We start from the raw sequence: 16,600 nt of genomic DNA, 5'->3' as shown, positions 1-16,600 counted from the left end.
GTGTTATGGACTGAAGTTGTTAATTAAATAGTTACAGGGTGTTTAACCAATTTATGTCAATAACTATAAATGTTCTGATTGGAACTGAGTGAGCACACCCGTGAAAGAAAGAAAGTCCAGACCAGTAAACCTAGATTTACAAACGATACATTTCCCGATCTCCGCAATCGCATCCATTGTGCACCGTGTTTCAGGTGTCATTATGTTTGTCTCTGTTGGTATCCTATTATGGCTACTTGCCACCTCTTTATCATCTCCGGTTGGTTTTTCACAAGCATCTAATTTTATTGATAGCTTTGTTGTTAAATTTATCTTATGGGGCATATTGACAGCACTTGCTTACCACATTTGCGGCGGTATTCGTCATTTGCTTATGGACATGAAGTATTTTGAAGAGAAAGAAAGCGGTGCGTTAAGCGCTAAAGCTGTTTTCGTGGTGACCGCTGTATTATCGGTATTAGCAGGAGTTCTTGTATGGTAAAGCACATTTCTTCATTCGGACGTAATGGAGTTCATGATTACCTCCTAATCCGCGCGACCGGCATCATCATGACACTTTATACCGTGTATATGGTGGGTTTTTTAGCATGTGGTCCGGATATCAATTACCTATCATGGCAATCGTTCTTTAGTGGCACTTTTACTAAAGTGTTTACGATGATTGCACTGTTATGTGTGCTGATCCATGCATGGATTGGCATGTGGCAGGTATTGACCGATTACATCAAACCAACCGCGGTACGTATTGCATTACAACTTATTGTCATCGTGACATTAATTGCGTACTTCTTCTCTGGTCTATTTATTCTGTGGGGTGTGTAAGTGAGTATTCCCGTTCGTGAATTTGACGCCGTAGTGATCGGCGCTGGTGGCGCTGGTATGCGCGCTGCATTACAAATTTCAGAGCAAGGCCTATCTTGTGCGTTGCTTTCTAAAGTATTTCCAACTCGTTCTCATACAGTATCTGCTCAAGGTGGTATTACTGTCGCTTTAGGGAACTCACATAAAGATGATTGGCAATGGCACATGTACGATACCGTTAAAGGTTCGGATTACATTGGTGACCAAAATGCCATCGAGTATATGTGTAAAAACGGTCCTGAATCGGTCATTGAATTAGAAAAAATGGGTTTACCGTTTTCTCGTTTTGAAGATGGCTCTATTTATCAACGTCCATTTGGCGGTCAATCAAAAGATTTTGGTGGTGAGCAAGCGGCTCGAACGGCGGCAGCGGCTGACCGTACTGGGCATGCGTTACTTCATACGCTTTATCAACAAAATATCAAACATAAAACCACGATTTTCTCTGAGTGGTATGCACTTGATTTAGTAAAAAATGAAGAGGGTGCTGTATTAGGTACCACTGCTCTTTGCATGGAAACGGGCGAGATTTGCTACTTCAAAGCAAAAGCAACCGTACTGGCAACTGGTGGTGCAGGTCGTATTTATCAATCAACGACCAATGCTCATATTAATACCGGTGATGGTGTTGGGATGGCGTTGCGCGCCGGTGTTCCAATGCAAGATATCGAAATGTGGCAATTCCACCCAACCGGTATTGCCGGCGCAGGTGTGCTCGTAACCGAAGGTTGTCGTGGTGAAGGTGGTTATCTTCTTAACAAAGATGGTGAACGTTTCATGGAGCGTTACGCACCGAATGCCAAAGATCTAGCAGGTCGTGACGTAGTAGCACGTTCAATGATGATTGAAATTCGTGAAGGTCGTGGCTGCGATGGTCCTTGGGGACCTCATATCAAATTGAAATTGGATCACTTAGGTAAAGAAGTATTAGATGCTCGTTTGCCAGGTATTCTTGAACTATCTCGCACCTTTGCTCACGTTGATCCGGTTAAAGAACCGATTCCCGTTATCCCAACTTGTCACTACATGATGGGTGGAGTTCCAACGCAAGTATCTGGTCAAGCGATTAAGCAAGATGCCAATGGGCAAGACCAAGAAGTTCAAGGTTTATTTGCTTGTGGTGAAATTGCCTCTGTATCAGTACATGGTGCAAACCGCTTAGGTGGTAACTCACTACTTGATTTAGTAGTGTTTGGCCGCGCAACAGGTTTGCATTTAGGTGAAACACTGGCACTTCAAGCTGAAACCCCAGAAGCAACAGAGGCTGATATTGAAGCTTCATTAGCTCGCTATAATCGTTGGGAAAACAGTACTGGCGGTGAAGACCCTGTACAGATTCGCAAAGATTTGCAAAGTTGCATGCAAAATAACTTCTCGGTATTCCGTGAGGGTGATGCGATGGCAAAAGGTTTAGAAGAGCTTAAAGCGATTCGTGAACGCCTGAAAAATGCTTACTTATCAGATAAATCAACTGAGTTTAATACCCAGCGTATTGAATGTTTGGAATTAGACAACTTAATGGAAACGGCATTTGCCACTGCGGTTGCGGCTAATTACCGTACGGAAAGTCGTGGTGCACACGCTCGCTTTGACTATCCAGATCGTGATGATGCGAATTGGTTATGTCACTCGATTTATAATCCTGAAACGGAAGAGATGTCTAAGCGTGATGTGAACATGCAGCCTGTGCTGCGTGAAGCCTTTCCACCTAAAGCCCGTGTTTACTAAGGGAGATTAAGCAAATGAAAGTAAATTTCTCTTTGTATCGTTATAACCCTGACGCTGACAAAAAACCTTACATGAAGGATTATGAGTTAGAAGTGGAAGAAGGTTCTGACATGATGGTGCTTGATGCGCTTATCTTATTGAAAGAACAAGATCCAACGATCTCATTCCGTCGTTCATGTCGTGAAGGTGTATGTGGTTCAGATGGCTTGAATATGAATGGTAAAAATGGTCTTGCGTGTATTACACCGTTATCAGCATTGCTTGGTAAGAGTAAAGTTGTGATACGCCCATTGCCTGGCTTACCTGTCGTGCGTGATCTTATTGTTGATATGGCTCAGTTTTATGATAATTATGCCAAGGTCAAACCCTATTTGATCAATGATAGCGAATTACCACCATCGCGTGAAAATTTACAATCACCAGAAGATCGTGCACATCTCGATGGTTTGTATGATTGCATTATGTGTGCATGTTGTACGACATCTTGTCCTTCATTCTGGTGGAACCCGGATAAATTTATTGGCCCAGCTGGTTTATTAGCAGCCTATCGTTGGTTAATTGATAGCCGAGATACGGCGACAGATGAACGTTTGTCAAATCTTGACGATGCATTTAGCGTTTTTCGTTGTCATGAGATAATGAATTGTGTCAGTGTTTGTCCTAAGGGGTTAAACCCAACCAAAGCGATTGGTCATATTAAAACCATGCTTATCAATCGTTCAGTATAAAAATTGCTCTAGGGCAAGGAAAGTCGGCCCAGCCTTACACTAGGCCGACTTACAATTAGGCATTTACTTACCGTAACCATTTATAGCTGAGTAAGTGTCGAAGCATAATTTGAAACCAAAAAAGGTTAAGGGAAAATATGCACAACGGCGTGATGAAGGCATGGCTCGAGTCTTCACACTTGGCTGGCGCCAATGCAACTTACGTAGAAGAACTCTACGAACTGTATCTTAGTGATCCCGATTTAGTCGGTGACGAATGGAAAGAGGTGTTTGATAACCTACCAGCAGAAGCTGCTGTGAATGGCGAGCAACCACACTCTCGTGTTCGTGACTACTTTAGACGATTAGCGAAAGAGACAAAGCATTACAATGTCCAAGTTAGTGATCCTGATGTCGATGCTAAACAAGTAAAAGTCTTGCAGTTAATCAATGCTTACCGTTTCCGTGGGCATCAAGCTGCAAATCTAGACCCTCTTAATATTTGGAAACGTGAATCAGTGGCTGAACTGGATCCTGCGTTTCACAATCTCTCTCCTGAAGACTTCCAAGAGTCATTTAACGTCGGTTCCTTTGCGGTAGGCAAAGACACCATGCCGCTGAAAGATATCTACGAAGCACTGAATAAAATCTATTGTGGTTCGATTGGTGCAGAATATATGCACATTACTAACACTGAAGAAAAGCGTTGGATTCAAGACCGCTTAGAATCAGTGGTAGGAGAAGGCACCTTTACCACAGAAGAAAAATCAACTTTCTTACATGAATTAACTGCAGCGGAAGGCCTTGAGCGTTATTTAGGCGCAAAATTCCCAGGAGCTAAGCGTTTTTCATTGGAAGGTGGTGATGCGTTAATTCCAATGACAAAAGAACTGATTCGCCATGCCGGCTCAAAGGGCATGCGTGAAGTTGTTATTGGCATGGCGCACCGTGGTCGCTTAAATATGCTAGTCAACGTATTAGGTAAGAAGCCACAAGATTTATTCGATGAGTTTGCGGGGAAACACGGTGACTCATGGGGTACGGGTGATGTGAAATATCACCAAGGTTTCTCTGCTGATTTCTCTACTCCAGGTGGAGATGTGCATTTAGCATTAGCATTTAACCCATCTCACTTAGAGATCGTCAACCCAGTGGTTATTGGTTCGGTACGCGCGCGTCAAGACCGTCTAAACGACAAAGATGGCAGCAAGGTATTACCAATCACCATTCATGGGGACTCAGCGATTGCTGGTCAAGGTGTTGTGGCTGAGACGTTTAATATGTCTCAAGCTCGTGGTTATCAAGTCGGTGGTACGGTTCGTATCGTCGTTAATAACCAAATTGGTTTCACGACATCCAACCCACGCGATATGCGTTCTACCATGTACTGTACTGATATCGCTAAGATGGTACAGGCGCCAATTTTCCATGTGAATGCCGATGATCCAGAAGCGGTAGCGTTTATTACTCGCATCGCATTAGATTACCGTAATACCTTCAAACGCGACGTTGTGATTGATTTGGTATGTTATCGCCGCCATGGCCATAACGAAGCCGATGAGCCAAATGCTACTCAGCCTTTGATGTATCAAAAAATTAAAAAACACCCAACGCCTCGTAAGCTTTATGCTGATGTGCTGGTTGATCGTAAAGATATTGAGCTAGAAACGGCCACTCAAATGGTCAATGAATATCGCGATGCGCTTGACCGTGGTGAAGTGGTGGTTAAAGAATGGCGCCCAATGGCACTGCATTCGGTTGACTGGACACCTTACCTTGGCCATGAGTGGAATGAAGAGTGGGATAGCCAAATTGATCCAACTCGCTTGTCTGATCTTGGTAAAAAAGCATGCCAATTCCCAGAAAGCCATAAGCTGCAAAGCCGTGTCGCTAAACTTTATAATGACCGCGTGTCTATGATCAGTGGTGATAAGCCAATTGACTGGGGTATGGCTGAAACATTGGCCTACGCAACCTTAGTGGATGGTGGTAAGCGTATTCGTATTACTGGACAAGACTCTGGCCGTGGTACTTTCTTCCATCGCCATGCCGTTTTACATGATCAAGAAACGGCGAGTACTTACATGCCACTTGCTCATGTTCATGACAAACAAGGCCCATTCCAAGTCTTTGACTCGGTGTTATCAGAAGAAGCTGTTTTAGCGTTTGAATATGGCTATGCAACCGCTGAACCCGGTGGTTTAACCATTTGGGAAGCTCAGTTTGGTGATTTTGCCAACGGAGCACAGGTTGTGATTGACCAATTTATCTCTTCAGGTGAGCAGAAGTGGGGCCGTTTATGTGGTCTGACAATGTTGTTGCCTCATGGTTATGAAGGTCAAGGCCCTGAGCACTCTTCAGCTCGTTTAGAGCGTTATTTACAGCTTTGTGCTGAACAAAATATCCAAGTAGTGGTGCCATCAACACCCGCTCAGGTTTATCACATGATTCGCCGTCAAGTTGTGCGTCCTATGCGTCGCCCATTGATTGTGATGTCACCAAAATCTTTGTTACGTCACCCTTTGTGTACTTCAACTCTTGAAGAACTTGCACAAGGTACATTCCAAGCTGCGATTCCAGAAATGGATGAATTAGAAGCGAGCAAAGTGAAACGTGTGGTGATGTGTTCAGGTAAAGTTTATTACGATTTACTTGAACAACGTCGTAAGAATGAACAAGACGATGTGGCAATTATTCGTGTTGAGCAACTTTATCCATTCCCTTATGAGGATGTGAGTAAAGCGATTGAGCAATATACCAATGTTGAAGATTTTGTTTGGTGTCAAGAAGAGCCTCAAAACCAAGGTGCATGGTATAGCAGCCAACACAATATGCGTTTTGCCTTACCAAATGGCGCAACTTTAAAATATGCAGGTCGACCAGCTTCTGCTTCTCCAGCCGTTGGTTATATGTCGGTACACTTAAAACAACAGAAAGCATTAGTGGATGATGCTTTGAATTTAGATTTTTAAGTGCAGTGGATTATTACTCCTAGTTAAATGAGCTAGAGATAAGGACTTTACAGATATGACAATTGAAATTCTGGTTCCAGATTTACCTGAATCCGTAGCTGACGCAACCGTCGCTACATGGCATAAACAACCGGGTGATTCCGTTCAACGCGATGAAGTACTGGTTGAAATTGAAACTGACAAAGTAGTGCTAGAAGTACCCGCTCCGGACGATGGAGTGTTAGAGGCTATTTTAGAAGAAGAGGGTGCGACGGTATTATCAAAGCAACTTTTAGCCAAATTAAAACCTGGCGCAGTTGCAGGTGAGCCAACTACTGATAAAGCAGAATCAACAGAAGCATCACCTGATAAACGTCATAAAGCAGCACTAAGTGAAGAATCGAATGATGCACTTAGCCCAGCGGTTCGTCGTTTATTAGCTGAGCACAACCTTGAAGCATCGGATGTGAAAGGTACAGGTGTTGGTGGACGTATTACGCGTGAAGATGTTGATGCGCACTTAGCGAAAAAATCATCTAAAAAACCAGCGGCTGAAGCGCCTCAAGTTGAAGCACCAGCAGCGGCTCGTACAGAAAAACGTGTACCGATGACGCGTTTGCGTAAAACAGTGGCAAATCGTCTACTGGAAGCAAAAAACTCAACGGCAATGCTAACTACGTTTAACGAAGTGAACATGAAACCGATTATGGATCTTCGTGCTCAATATAAAGACCAGTTTGAGAAGCGTCATGATACGCGCTTAGGCTTCATGTCTTTCTACGTTAAAGCCGTGACAGAAGCGTTGAAGCGTTACCCAGAAGTGAACGCTTCTATTGATGGCGATGACATCGTGTATCACAACTACTTTGACATTAGCATGGCGGTTTCTACCCCTCGTGGCTTGGTGACGCCAGTGTTGAAAGATTGCGATACTTTAGGCTTTGCAGATATTGAGAAAGGCATTAAAGAACTGGCGATTAAAGGTCGTGATGGCAAGTTGCAAGTTGAAGATTTGATGGGCGGTAACTTCACTATTACAAATGGTGGTGTATTTGGTTCATTAATGTCGACACCAATCATTAACCCACCTCAAGCGGCAATTTTGGGTATGCACAAAATCCAAGATCGCCCAATGGCGGTAAACGGTAAAGTGGAAATTTTACCAATGATGTATCTTGCATTGTCTTACGATCACCGTCTAATTGATGGTCGTGAATCCGTTGGTTTCTTAGTAACGATTAAAGAGTTACTGGAAGATCCTGCTCGCTTATTACTTGATATCTAAAACTGATACTCGAGTAAGCAATAAACTGGGTAGTTGTGCATCTACTGCTACCCAGCCTTAAATCAATAGAAAAAGTACACCTACATAAATAATGGCATTCCCTTACTTAAAATAAATGCCAATGGAAATAATAAATCCTCACGGATAATGAAATGGAAATAGCACAATGAATTTGCATGAATATCAAGCTAAACAGCTGTTCGCTGAATTCGGATTGCCAGTACCGGAAGGTTACGCTTGCAATACTCCTCTTGAAGCCTATGAAGCAGCAGGGCGTATAACGACTGCTAAAAAAGTAGTTAAATGTCAGGTGCATGCTGGTGGCCGCGGTAAAGCTGGCGGTGTAGAATTGCATGATACTAAAGATGGCGTAAAAGAATTTGCTCAAAAGTGGCTAGGTAAAAACTTAGTGACTTACCAAACGGATGCGAATGGTCAGCCTGTGACTAAAATCTTAGTTGAAGAAGCATCTGATATCGCTAATGAGTTATACCTAGGTGCAGTCGTTGACCGTGGCACACGTCGTATCGTGTTTATGGCATCAACGGAAGGCGGTGTAGAAATTGAAAAAGTGGCGGAAGAAACGCCAGAACTTATTCATAAAGCTGCGATTGATCCTTTAGTTGGTCCACAGGCATATCAAGGTCGTGAGCTTGCTTTTAAACTTGGTCTTAAAGGCAGTCAAATCAAGCAATTTACCCAGATCTTCATGGGTCTTGGTAATATGTTTGCTCAATATGATTTAGCCTTGCTTGAGATTAACCCTCTAGTGATTACTGGTTCTGGTGATTTACTGTGTCTAGATGGCAAAATCAACATTGATTCAAATGCGATGTACCGCCAACCTAAACTGCGTGAAATGCACGATCCATCTCAAGAAGACGAGCGTGAAGCACATGCCGCTAAATATGAGCTTAACTACGTTGCTCTAGATGGTAATGTTGGTTGTATGGTTAATGGTGCGGGCCTAGCAATGGGCACAATGGATATCGTTAATTTACACGGTGGTAAGCCTGCAAACTTCCTTGATGTAGGTGGCGGTGCAACCAAAGAACGTGTTGCGGAAGCATTTAAGATCATCTTATCTGACACCAATGTAAAAGCGGTTCTAGTGAATATCTTCGGTGGTATCGTTCGCTGTGACATGATTGCAGAAGGTATTATTGGCGCAGTGAAAGAAGTCGGCGTTGAAGTACCCGTAGTGGTTCGTCTTGAAGGAACGAATGCTGAACTAGGTCGTGAAGTATTAGCGAAATCTGGTTTAGATATCATTGCAGCAACATCTCTTAAAGATGCAGCAGTTCAAGTAGTTAAAGCGGCGGAGGGCAAATAATGTCAGTACTAATTAATAAAGATACCAAAGTTATTTGCCAAGGTTTCACTGGCGGTCAAGGTACGTTCCACTCAGAGCAAGCTATTGCTTATGGAACACAAATGGTGGGTGGTGTATCTCCTGGCAAAGGTGGTACTGAGCATCTAGGCCTTCCTGTATTTAATACCGTTCGTGAAGCAGTTGAAGCAACTGGCGCAACGGCGACGGTTATCTACGTACCGGCTGCATTTTGTAAAGATGCGATTTTAGAAGCGATTGATGCAGGTATTGAGCTCATCGTTACTATTACAGAAGGTATTCCGACGCTTGATATGCTTGACGTAAAAGTGAAGCTTGAAGAAACGGGCGTGCGTATGATTGGTCCTAACTGCCCAGGTGTGATTACTCCAGGTGAGTGTAAGATTGGCATCATGCCAGGTCACATTCATAAGCCTGGCCGAGTAGGTATCGTTTCACGTTCAGGTACGTTAACGTACGAAGCGGTTAAACAAACAACGGATGCAGGTTTTGGTCAATCAACTTGTGTTGGTATCGGGGGTGATCCAATTCCGGGCACTAACTTTATCGACGTATTAGAGATGTTCCAAAACGATCCAGCAACCGAAGCAATCGTGATGATTGGTGAGATCGGTGGTACTGCAGAAGAAGAAGCAGCAGCTTATATTAAAGCGAATGTGACTAAGCCTGTCGTCTCTTACATTGCGGGTGTTACTGCGCCTCCTGGTAAGCGTATGGGTCATGCAGGTGCGATCATCTCTGGTGGTAAAGGTACTGCGGAAGATAAATTTGCAGCACTTGAAGCCGCTGGTGTGAAAACCACTAAGTCTTTGGCAGAAATTGGCGATGCGCTAAAAGAAGTGACTGGCTGGTAAGTCTTTCATTTCAGATTGTTTTATATTTAAAGGTCATCTTCGGATGGCCTTTTTTATTGGAACGACAAGCATTAAGCGTTACAGTTGAAATGTGGAATATTACTCTCACTAAAGGAAGAATTATGTTTAGTCATATTATGCTCGGTTCAAATGATCTTGAAGCATCTAAAAAGTTTTACGATGCGATTTTGGGAACGTTAGGTTATGAGCCGGGGGTTATTAGAGGCGATAGCTGTGTTTATGCGACACCAACGGGTGTGTTTATTTTAAAAACGCCACTTAATGGTGAGCCAGCTACACACGGTAATGGTTCAACATTTGGCTTTGCTATTAAAACGCCAGAATTAGTTCATGCTTGGCATGAGGCAGGAGTAGCAAATGGTGGTACGCCATGTGAGAACCCTCCGGGAGAACGTAATGGCCCAGCAGGTCGTTTGTACCTAGCTTACCTTCGCGATCCTTCAGGTAATAAGTTGTGTGGGACACACCGTTTAACTTAAAAACCAAGCTGTCGTATTTTGCGCGCCGCCATTGTTAAATCATGGGCGGCGCTTTTTATCATTCAGCAATGGTTTCGTGCATCACGGACACTTTGACAACATAAGCTTTTCTGGGCTGCCCGCCTTAGAAAACTGTAAGCTCCATACATATTTCCCAGATATCGGGAGTAAAGCAGCAGTGTCTTTACCGTAACCACCGTATTTTAAATGGCTAGTTTGGCCTGATTGGACTTCTAATTCAGCCGCGGTAAATTGGGGGTTCCAATCTTTGCTAGCGTACTGCATACGATAACTACCAGCTTGTTCATCTACAACCACTTGATACACGCCACGCCCTTTATATTCAAATTGTCGATTGGCGACATGTTGCCAACCAGAATCAGAAAAATCACCGACCACATATAGCGGTTTATCAATAGGACCACTTTCTTGTAAGCTAGGGTTGTTGCACTGTGCCATAAAACCATTCCCCGTTAATTGGAGAGCCGGTTTGGCTGTGACGAGTTTTCCAGGCTGCTTAATTGATAAAAATTTAGCCTCAAAAGGAGTGAGTGTAATATCATAATTCTTATCGTTAATCGTAAATTTTTCTTTGGTTAACATATCCACTAACTGACCAGTTGAGCCGATTTGTTGTGCTGCTAAATGTAATGTTTGTGGCTTATCTGAAGTACTGACCATAAAAACCATCGATTGATTTTGGTAACGTTTATGATCGATATAGACATCGTGATTGGCGAGCACCGATACACGCTCTCCTTGTGATAGGATAGGGTTCTGAGCGCGTAATTGCATTAATTCGCTCACTTGATGTTTGAGTTTACGTTGCTTGTCATTAAGAGCTGTGGTTACGCCATCGATTTTGGCACTAGAACGAGAAACGTGATCGTCGCACCAGCCTTGTGCTGCACAAATGTCACTTGGCACTTTATCGGAAAAATTAGACACTTCATCGGCAATTTCATCCCCATAATATAAAGTAATTGGCCCGGTGTAGGCGGTCATGAAACTGAACGCAGCAAGGTGTCTTTGCCAATATGATTCATCTTTAGGTTGAGCAATATAGCCACGTTGTAATAAGTCCCCAAAACGAACTAAATCGTGATTGCCTAGCATTAAGTTTGGACGAGCATGATTAGGATATAATGTCTGTAAATCCATGCCTTGAGCCAGCCAATCTCCACCTTTACCGCCATTGCCATTTTCATTAACCGCAAAAGTTTCAACTAAGCGATAACGCATTGGAAAATCAAACGCTGAACACAACGCCGGGTTTTCATTGCTACCGTACCCATGTTTACTAATAAAGTTTTCATTATTCCAAATCTCCGCCACCATGTAGCCTAATGGGTGGACGGACTCTCCATGTTGATTGATATATTCGACGCTTTTTGAGGCTTGCAGTACGGTTTTTCTAAGCTCGATCCAGTCTTGAGTTGGAACCTGATAAGCTTGGTCTAATCGCCAACCGTCGATTTTAAGTTGTTCGATCCAATAACTCGCCACTTCCTGATAAAAAGGTAAACTTGCGGGATAATCAACGGGGTTGGAGTTACCTTGAGGGAGTCGCCCCTTTGGTGACGGAATAATATTGGTTTTGTGGTGACCAAAAACACCATCAAAAAAGATATACAAACCGCGTCTATGAGCTTCATCCACTAGCGTTTTTGCTTGTTCCAATGTGCCAAATTTGGGGTCAATTTGAAAATAATTACTCGTAAAATAGCCGGTGGCATCTAATTTATCATCCCACTGAGATTGCCCATCAATAGGTAGAGAAGTAAAAATAGGGGTGAGCCAAATCGCGTTTACATTAAGTGATTGAATATAATCTAAAGAATCAATAATGCCTTGCAGATCGCCACGATGGTGGCTGGTGCCATATCCGTTGTCATAATTGGCTTTAGGATCGCCATCGACAAAGCTTTCCACCATTATTTGATAAATTCGTAAATTATTAGTTTGCTGCTCTGATGGAATATGGCATTCAACAGAATAGGGTGAAGGATTTGAATGTGAGGGCGCGCAAAGTAAGCTAAACCCTAAGATACTTGCGATGATGGGGTAGGCAGGTTTAATCATAATGACCTCTAATTTTGGTAAGGTAAGATCATTATTAAACAGAGCAAAGGGCTTGAAACCCTCCTTATAATTATATCTTTAGGCGTAGAGCAACAGGCTGAGAGAGGAAAGTCACATAAGGAGTAAGTCGTGATGTAATATTAGAAAGCCAAGAGTGATATTCTGCCGACTCTTGGCTTTTTGGTGATGCTATTCGTGGCTTGAAACATCGCTCTCAGACAAATTAACCTCGATGCGGTTTTAATTGACTGAGCATAAACATCGCTGCCGCTGAAATAACCACAGATGGACCTGCAGGTGTATCGTAAAACCAAGATAATGATAAACCACCTAATACTGATACTATTCCAATACAAGAGGCACCGATAGCCATTTGTTCTGGTGTGCGAGCAAAGCGTCTTGCGGTAGCTGCAGGGATAATCAATAACGATGTGATGATCAGGGCGCCAACAAACTTCATACCGACCGCAATGACTAGGCCGACTAATAGCATCAACACCACTCGGATTAACGGGACATTAATGCCTTCAACGCTAGCGAGCTCTTCACTGATAGAGGTCGATAGTAATGAGCGCCAAAAAAAGATTACCAAGGCCATAATCACGGCCCCACCAAGGTAAATAAAGGTGAGGTCTGAAGGGCCAATGGCGAGCAAATCACCAAATAAATAACTCATTAGATCAACGCGAACATTGTCTAAAAAACTTACCGCGACTAAGCCTAAAGATAAAGAGCTGTGAGCGAGAATGCCGAGTAAAGTGTCAGTGGCAATCACTTTTTGTTCTTGTAGGGCGGCGAGTAATACGGCAAGCCCAAGACAACACACGACTAGCGCAAGATATAAATTAATATCGAGTAAGAAACCCAGTGCTAAACCCAGTAATGAAGCGTGTGCCAGAGTATCGCCAAAATAAGCCATCTTGCGCCAAACCACTAATGACCCTAATGGGCCAGCAATTATCGCGATGCCTAATCCCGCTAAAATAGATGGTAATAAAATATCAAACATTACTTAGTGTCCACGCTTTTGCTGAGTAGTAGAATGATGAGCACAGCTATTATGTGAGCAGGCTTCTGGGTCACCTTCGACCGCTTCGCCAGAAAGATCGTGATGATGGTGATGGTCATGGTGATAAAACGCTAAGGTATCTTTGGCCGTTTGACCAAACATGGCAATGTACGAAGGATGCTTAGTGATCGCCTCCGGAGCACCAGAGCAACATATATGGTGTTGTAAGCAAATGACTTCATCGGTTTGAGCCATCACTAAATGCAAATCATGAGAAACCATAAACACGGCACAGCCAAAGCGTTGTCGAATAGAGTTTATCAAGGTATATAAATCAATTTGACCTTGAACATCCACCCCTTGAGCGGGTTCGTCTAATACTAATAAGTCAGGGCGCTGTAATAACGCTCGCGCGAGTAATACACGCTGATTTTCACCGCCAGAAAGTTTATGCATATCATTGTTATGCAGGCTTTCTGCGCCCACTAAACGTAGCGACTCCATACGTTCATTAACACTGTAACGCCCAGCGAGCTTTAAAAAGCGATCAACCGTTAATGGCAAGCTGTCATTTAAACGCAATTTTTGAGGAACATAACCAATGCGCAGTTTGTGGCTTCGAGTAATGGTGCCTGAATCGTATTTGATTAGCCCTAGCATGATTTTGACTAAGGTTGATTTCCCTGCGCCATTCGGACCAATGAGCGTTGTGATTTCACCTTTTTTAATGGTGAGATTGATGCTATCGAGTACCGACTTATCGTTAAATTTAACAGAAATATTGTCGAGTCGAATTAATTCAGACATTGCTAACCAACTTGATGATGTGTAATGTTATATAGTAACATTATAAAAAATGATTACTACGATTATCAATTACATGATTGATATGAAAATTTTAGCTATCGAGTGATTGATACCAGTGGCTTAAACAATTGGTATAATATTCATTCTAATTTGGAGAAACACATGCGACGCATTTTATCACAAGCATGGATCGCGGTTGTAATGATATTTAGTCTTGCTTCAATGGCGGTTTGGTCAAAAACAGACGCTAGTTCATTGACGGTAATGACATCGATAAAACCACTGCAATTGATCACTCAAGAGCTAACCAAAGGCGTTGCAAATACCGAGGTTCTATTGGCGAATAATACTTCTCCTCATGATTATGCATTAAAACCTTCTGATGTTCGTAAATTGAAATCGGTTGATTTATTTATTTGGGTCGGTCCTGGGTTAGAGTCATTTTTAGAAAGTGTATTAGAAGGGAGTGACAATACATTACAGCTGGATCAATCGTCGCAAATAGAAAAAATCGTATACGATGAACATGCAGAACACGATGATCACGACCATGCCGCGCATGAACATGAACATGAACATGACGATGGGCATCATCATCATGGTAATTATAACCCACATTTATGGTTAGGCCCTGTGCAAGCTCAACAGATGGCAAAAGTGATTTCAGATAAATTGATTGCCATCGATCCTGAACATCAACAACAATATGCACAAAACTACGCGGAATTTACACAGCATCTGAATACAACTATCGCAGAAGTGAAGCAAAAAATCGCGCCAGTGCAACATAATGGGTATTATGTTTTTCATGATGCATACAGTTATTATGAAGATTATTTTGGCTTAAACCATTTAGGCGCTTTTACCGTGTCACCCGATCGTCGCCCTGGTGCAAAAAGCTTAATTGCCATTCGTAATGCCCTAAAGACCGATGAAGTTTATTGTGTATTTGCTGAACCTCAGTTTACCCCAGCGGTCATTGATTCAGTGACACGTGGCACGAATGTTAAGCATGGTGTATTAGACCCGCTTGCAACGGACTACCAAGTAGAACCCGGCGCTTATTTTCAATATTTACAAGATTTAGGGACCAGCTTTAGTCAGTGTCTCACACGCTAAGGATTCTTTTTGTACCATTCTCAACAACAGGTTGATGTAAAAAAGCAGCTTCGCTTTCGGGCGTGGCTGTTTTTTCTATTATTACCAGTTATGGTCGTTGTTTCTTTTGCTTTTATCTTTCCTAACCCCTTCTTTTCATTATCCACGTCATTTTATTTCAATAATATACAAAACACTTTTTCAGAAGCGGTGTTGGAACGTGATGATCCTAACCTGACATTAGAAAAAGATGCCATCGATCAACAACAAATACAGCTGACTTATAGCCATAAAGTTAAGTCCGGTGAAACGCTTGCGGATATTTTTAAACTTTACGGTTTAAACAACGACGATTTGCTTTCGATGATCAAGGTCCGTCCTCAAGCGATCCCTCTACTTAATGGACAGGTCGTTGAATGGAAACAAGATGGTTCAGGTCGCTTACTGTCGATGCAAATTCACCGAAGCGTTCGTTTAAGTAGCTTATATATAAAAGAAAAAAATCAATTTGTGTTTAAACCTTTACTTACTACGTCGGAAACAAAATTATCGATTGTAGAGGGAAGGGTTGGGCGAAATTTTTATCAAAGTGCCCGAGCGATTGGATTAACGCGAGACCAAATTCAGACCATTGCAACGGCGCTATATTGGCAAGTAGATGTCACTTCACCTGTGACGATAGGGGATAAATTTGCAATTGAGTTAGAGCAAAATATCATTGGTGATGAAACGGTTGGATTAGGTAAAGTGATGGCAATCCGTTATCAACATAGAGGGAATGACATTCAAGTTATGCGTTTTAATGATGGCCATTTTTATTATGCTAATGGCATGAGTGTTGAAAAATCGCTTGATAGATTACCTTTACAACGTTCCTACCCTGTGAGCTCTGAGTTTAATCCTCATCGTTTAAATCCAGTGACTCACCAATATGCACCACATTATGGAACAGATTTAGCGACACCGATTGGAACCACAGTATACGCAACCGGTGATGGCGTAGTGAAAAAAGTTGGCGATCATCCTCTGGCAGGAAAATATATCGTGATTAGTCATGGTCGTGTTTATAGCACTCACTTTTTCCATTTGAGCCAGTCGCTAGTCAAAGTAGGCGATAAGATAAAAAGAGGGCAAAAAATCGCCTTAACCGGTAATACGGGGCGCTCGACGGGGCCTCATTTACATTATGAATTACGCCAAAACGGCCAACCGATTGATGCAATGTTAGCACCTTTGCCTACCCAAAAGATGATTCCTGCTTCACAACGGCATGAGTTTATACGACAAATAAAAGTTCGAATGTCAGCACTCTACATTTAATGTTAAAGGTAAACTTTTCAAGTATTTCTATTGTGAGCTCTCGCTTT

The 16,600-nt window shown here is 42.6% G+C and carries 14 protein-coding genes; 11 read left to right on the top strand and 3 right to left on the bottom strand.

From position 1 onward, the window contains the following. The first annotated feature begins 88 nt into the window (after window positions 1-88). From sdhC to VRUMOI_RS08475, 9 genes are all read left to right on the top strand, one after another. Window positions 89-481, top strand: a complete 393-nt coding sequence (sdhC, locus tag VRUMOI_RS08515; protein WP_089140139.1) for a succinate dehydrogenase cytochrome b556 subunit — start codon at window positions 89-91, stop codon at window positions 479-481. After that, window positions 475-822 carry a succinate dehydrogenase, hydrophobic membrane anchor protein gene (sdhD, locus tag VRUMOI_RS08510; RefSeq protein WP_089140140.1) on the top strand — a complete coding sequence of 116 codons (348 nt, stop codon included), beginning with the start codon at window positions 475-477 and terminating at the stop codon, window positions 820-822. Before sdhC ends, sdhD begins: the two co-directional genes overlap by 7 nt. Further along, window positions 823-2,589, top strand: a complete 1,767-nt coding sequence (gene sdhA, locus VRUMOI_RS08505) for a succinate dehydrogenase flavoprotein subunit (RefSeq protein WP_089140141.1) — start codon at window positions 823-825, stop codon at window positions 2,587-2,589. 14 nt (window positions 2,590-2,603) lie between these two features. Continuing rightward, window positions 2,604-3,317 carry a succinate dehydrogenase iron-sulfur subunit gene (locus VRUMOI_RS08500; protein ID WP_089123279.1) on the top strand — a complete coding sequence of 238 codons (714 nt, stop codon included), beginning with the start codon at window positions 2,604-2,606 and terminating at the stop codon, window positions 3,315-3,317. A 137-nt stretch (window positions 3,318-3,454) separates the two neighbouring features. Beyond that, a complete protein-coding gene (gene sucA, locus VRUMOI_RS08495; RefSeq protein WP_089140142.1) occupies window positions 3,455-6,268 on the top strand; it encodes a 2-oxoglutarate dehydrogenase E1 component in 2,814 nt (937 codons plus the stop codon). A gap of 55 nt (window positions 6,269-6,323) precedes the next feature. Next, entirely contained in the window at window positions 6,324-7,532 is a 1,209-nt protein-coding gene (gene odhB, locus VRUMOI_RS08490) for a 2-oxoglutarate dehydrogenase complex dihydrolipoyllysine-residue succinyltransferase (RefSeq protein ID WP_089140143.1), read from the top strand. Window positions 7,533-7,698: 166 nt separating this feature from the next. Continuing rightward, window positions 7,699-8,865 (top strand): ADP-forming succinate--CoA ligase subunit beta, encoded by a 1,167-nt coding sequence (gene sucC / locus VRUMOI_RS08485; protein WP_089140144.1) that lies wholly within the window; start codon window positions 7,699-7,701, stop codon window positions 8,863-8,865. Next, on the top strand, window positions 8,865-9,737 hold the full coding sequence (gene sucD, locus VRUMOI_RS08480) for a succinate--CoA ligase subunit alpha (RefSeq protein WP_027697012.1): 873 nt from the start codon (window positions 8,865-8,867) through the stop codon (window positions 9,735-9,737). The genes sucC and sucD overlap by 1 nt, the downstream gene beginning before the upstream one ends. A gap of 122 nt (window positions 9,738-9,859) precedes the next feature. After that, window positions 9,860-10,237, top strand: coding sequence for a VOC family protein (locus VRUMOI_RS08475; RefSeq protein ID WP_089140145.1), 378 nt, complete (start codon window positions 9,860-9,862; stop codon window positions 10,235-10,237). An 81-nt stretch (window positions 10,238-10,318) separates the two neighbouring features. On the opposite strand, the gene VRUMOI_RS08470 is transcribed toward VRUMOI_RS08475, so the two are convergent. The 3 genes from VRUMOI_RS08470 to znuC form a co-directional block, all read right to left on the bottom strand. Further along, on the bottom strand, window positions 10,319-12,319 hold the full coding sequence (locus tag VRUMOI_RS08470; RefSeq protein ID WP_089140146.1) for an alpha-amylase family glycosyl hydrolase: 2,001 nt from the start codon (window positions 12,317-12,319) through the stop codon (window positions 10,319-10,321). A gap of 223 nt (window positions 12,320-12,542) precedes the next feature. Beyond that, on the bottom strand, window positions 12,543-13,328 hold the full coding sequence (gene znuB / locus VRUMOI_RS08465; protein ID WP_089140147.1) for a zinc ABC transporter permease subunit ZnuB: 786 nt from the start codon (window positions 13,326-13,328) through the stop codon (window positions 12,543-12,545). 3 nt (window positions 13,329-13,331) lie between these two features. Then, on the bottom strand, window positions 13,332-14,135 hold the full coding sequence (gene znuC / locus VRUMOI_RS08460; protein ID WP_089140148.1) for a zinc ABC transporter ATP-binding protein ZnuC: 804 nt from the start codon (window positions 14,133-14,135) through the stop codon (window positions 13,332-13,334). A 201-nt stretch (window positions 14,136-14,336) separates the two neighbouring features. Here znuC and znuA point away from each other — a divergent pair, with 201 nt between their 5' ends. Further along, window positions 14,337-15,254: a zinc ABC transporter substrate-binding protein ZnuA gene (gene znuA / locus VRUMOI_RS08455; RefSeq protein WP_408646269.1), complete on the top strand. Its 918-nt coding sequence runs from the start codon at window positions 14,337-14,339 to the stop codon at window positions 15,252-15,254. A gap of 9 nt (window positions 15,255-15,263) precedes the next feature. Beyond that, window positions 15,264-16,553 carry a peptidoglycan DD-metalloendopeptidase family protein gene (locus tag VRUMOI_RS08450; protein WP_089140150.1) on the top strand — a complete coding sequence of 430 codons (1,290 nt, stop codon included), beginning with the start codon at window positions 15,264-15,266 and terminating at the stop codon, window positions 16,551-16,553. Window positions 16,554-16,600: the final 47 nt, after the last annotated feature.

This window comes from Vibrio rumoiensis (assembly GCF_002218045.2).
Lineage (GTDB): Bacteria > Pseudomonadota > Gammaproteobacteria > Enterobacterales > Vibrionaceae > Vibrio > Vibrio rumoiensis.
This window is presented reverse-complemented; position numbering and strand designations above follow the sequence as displayed.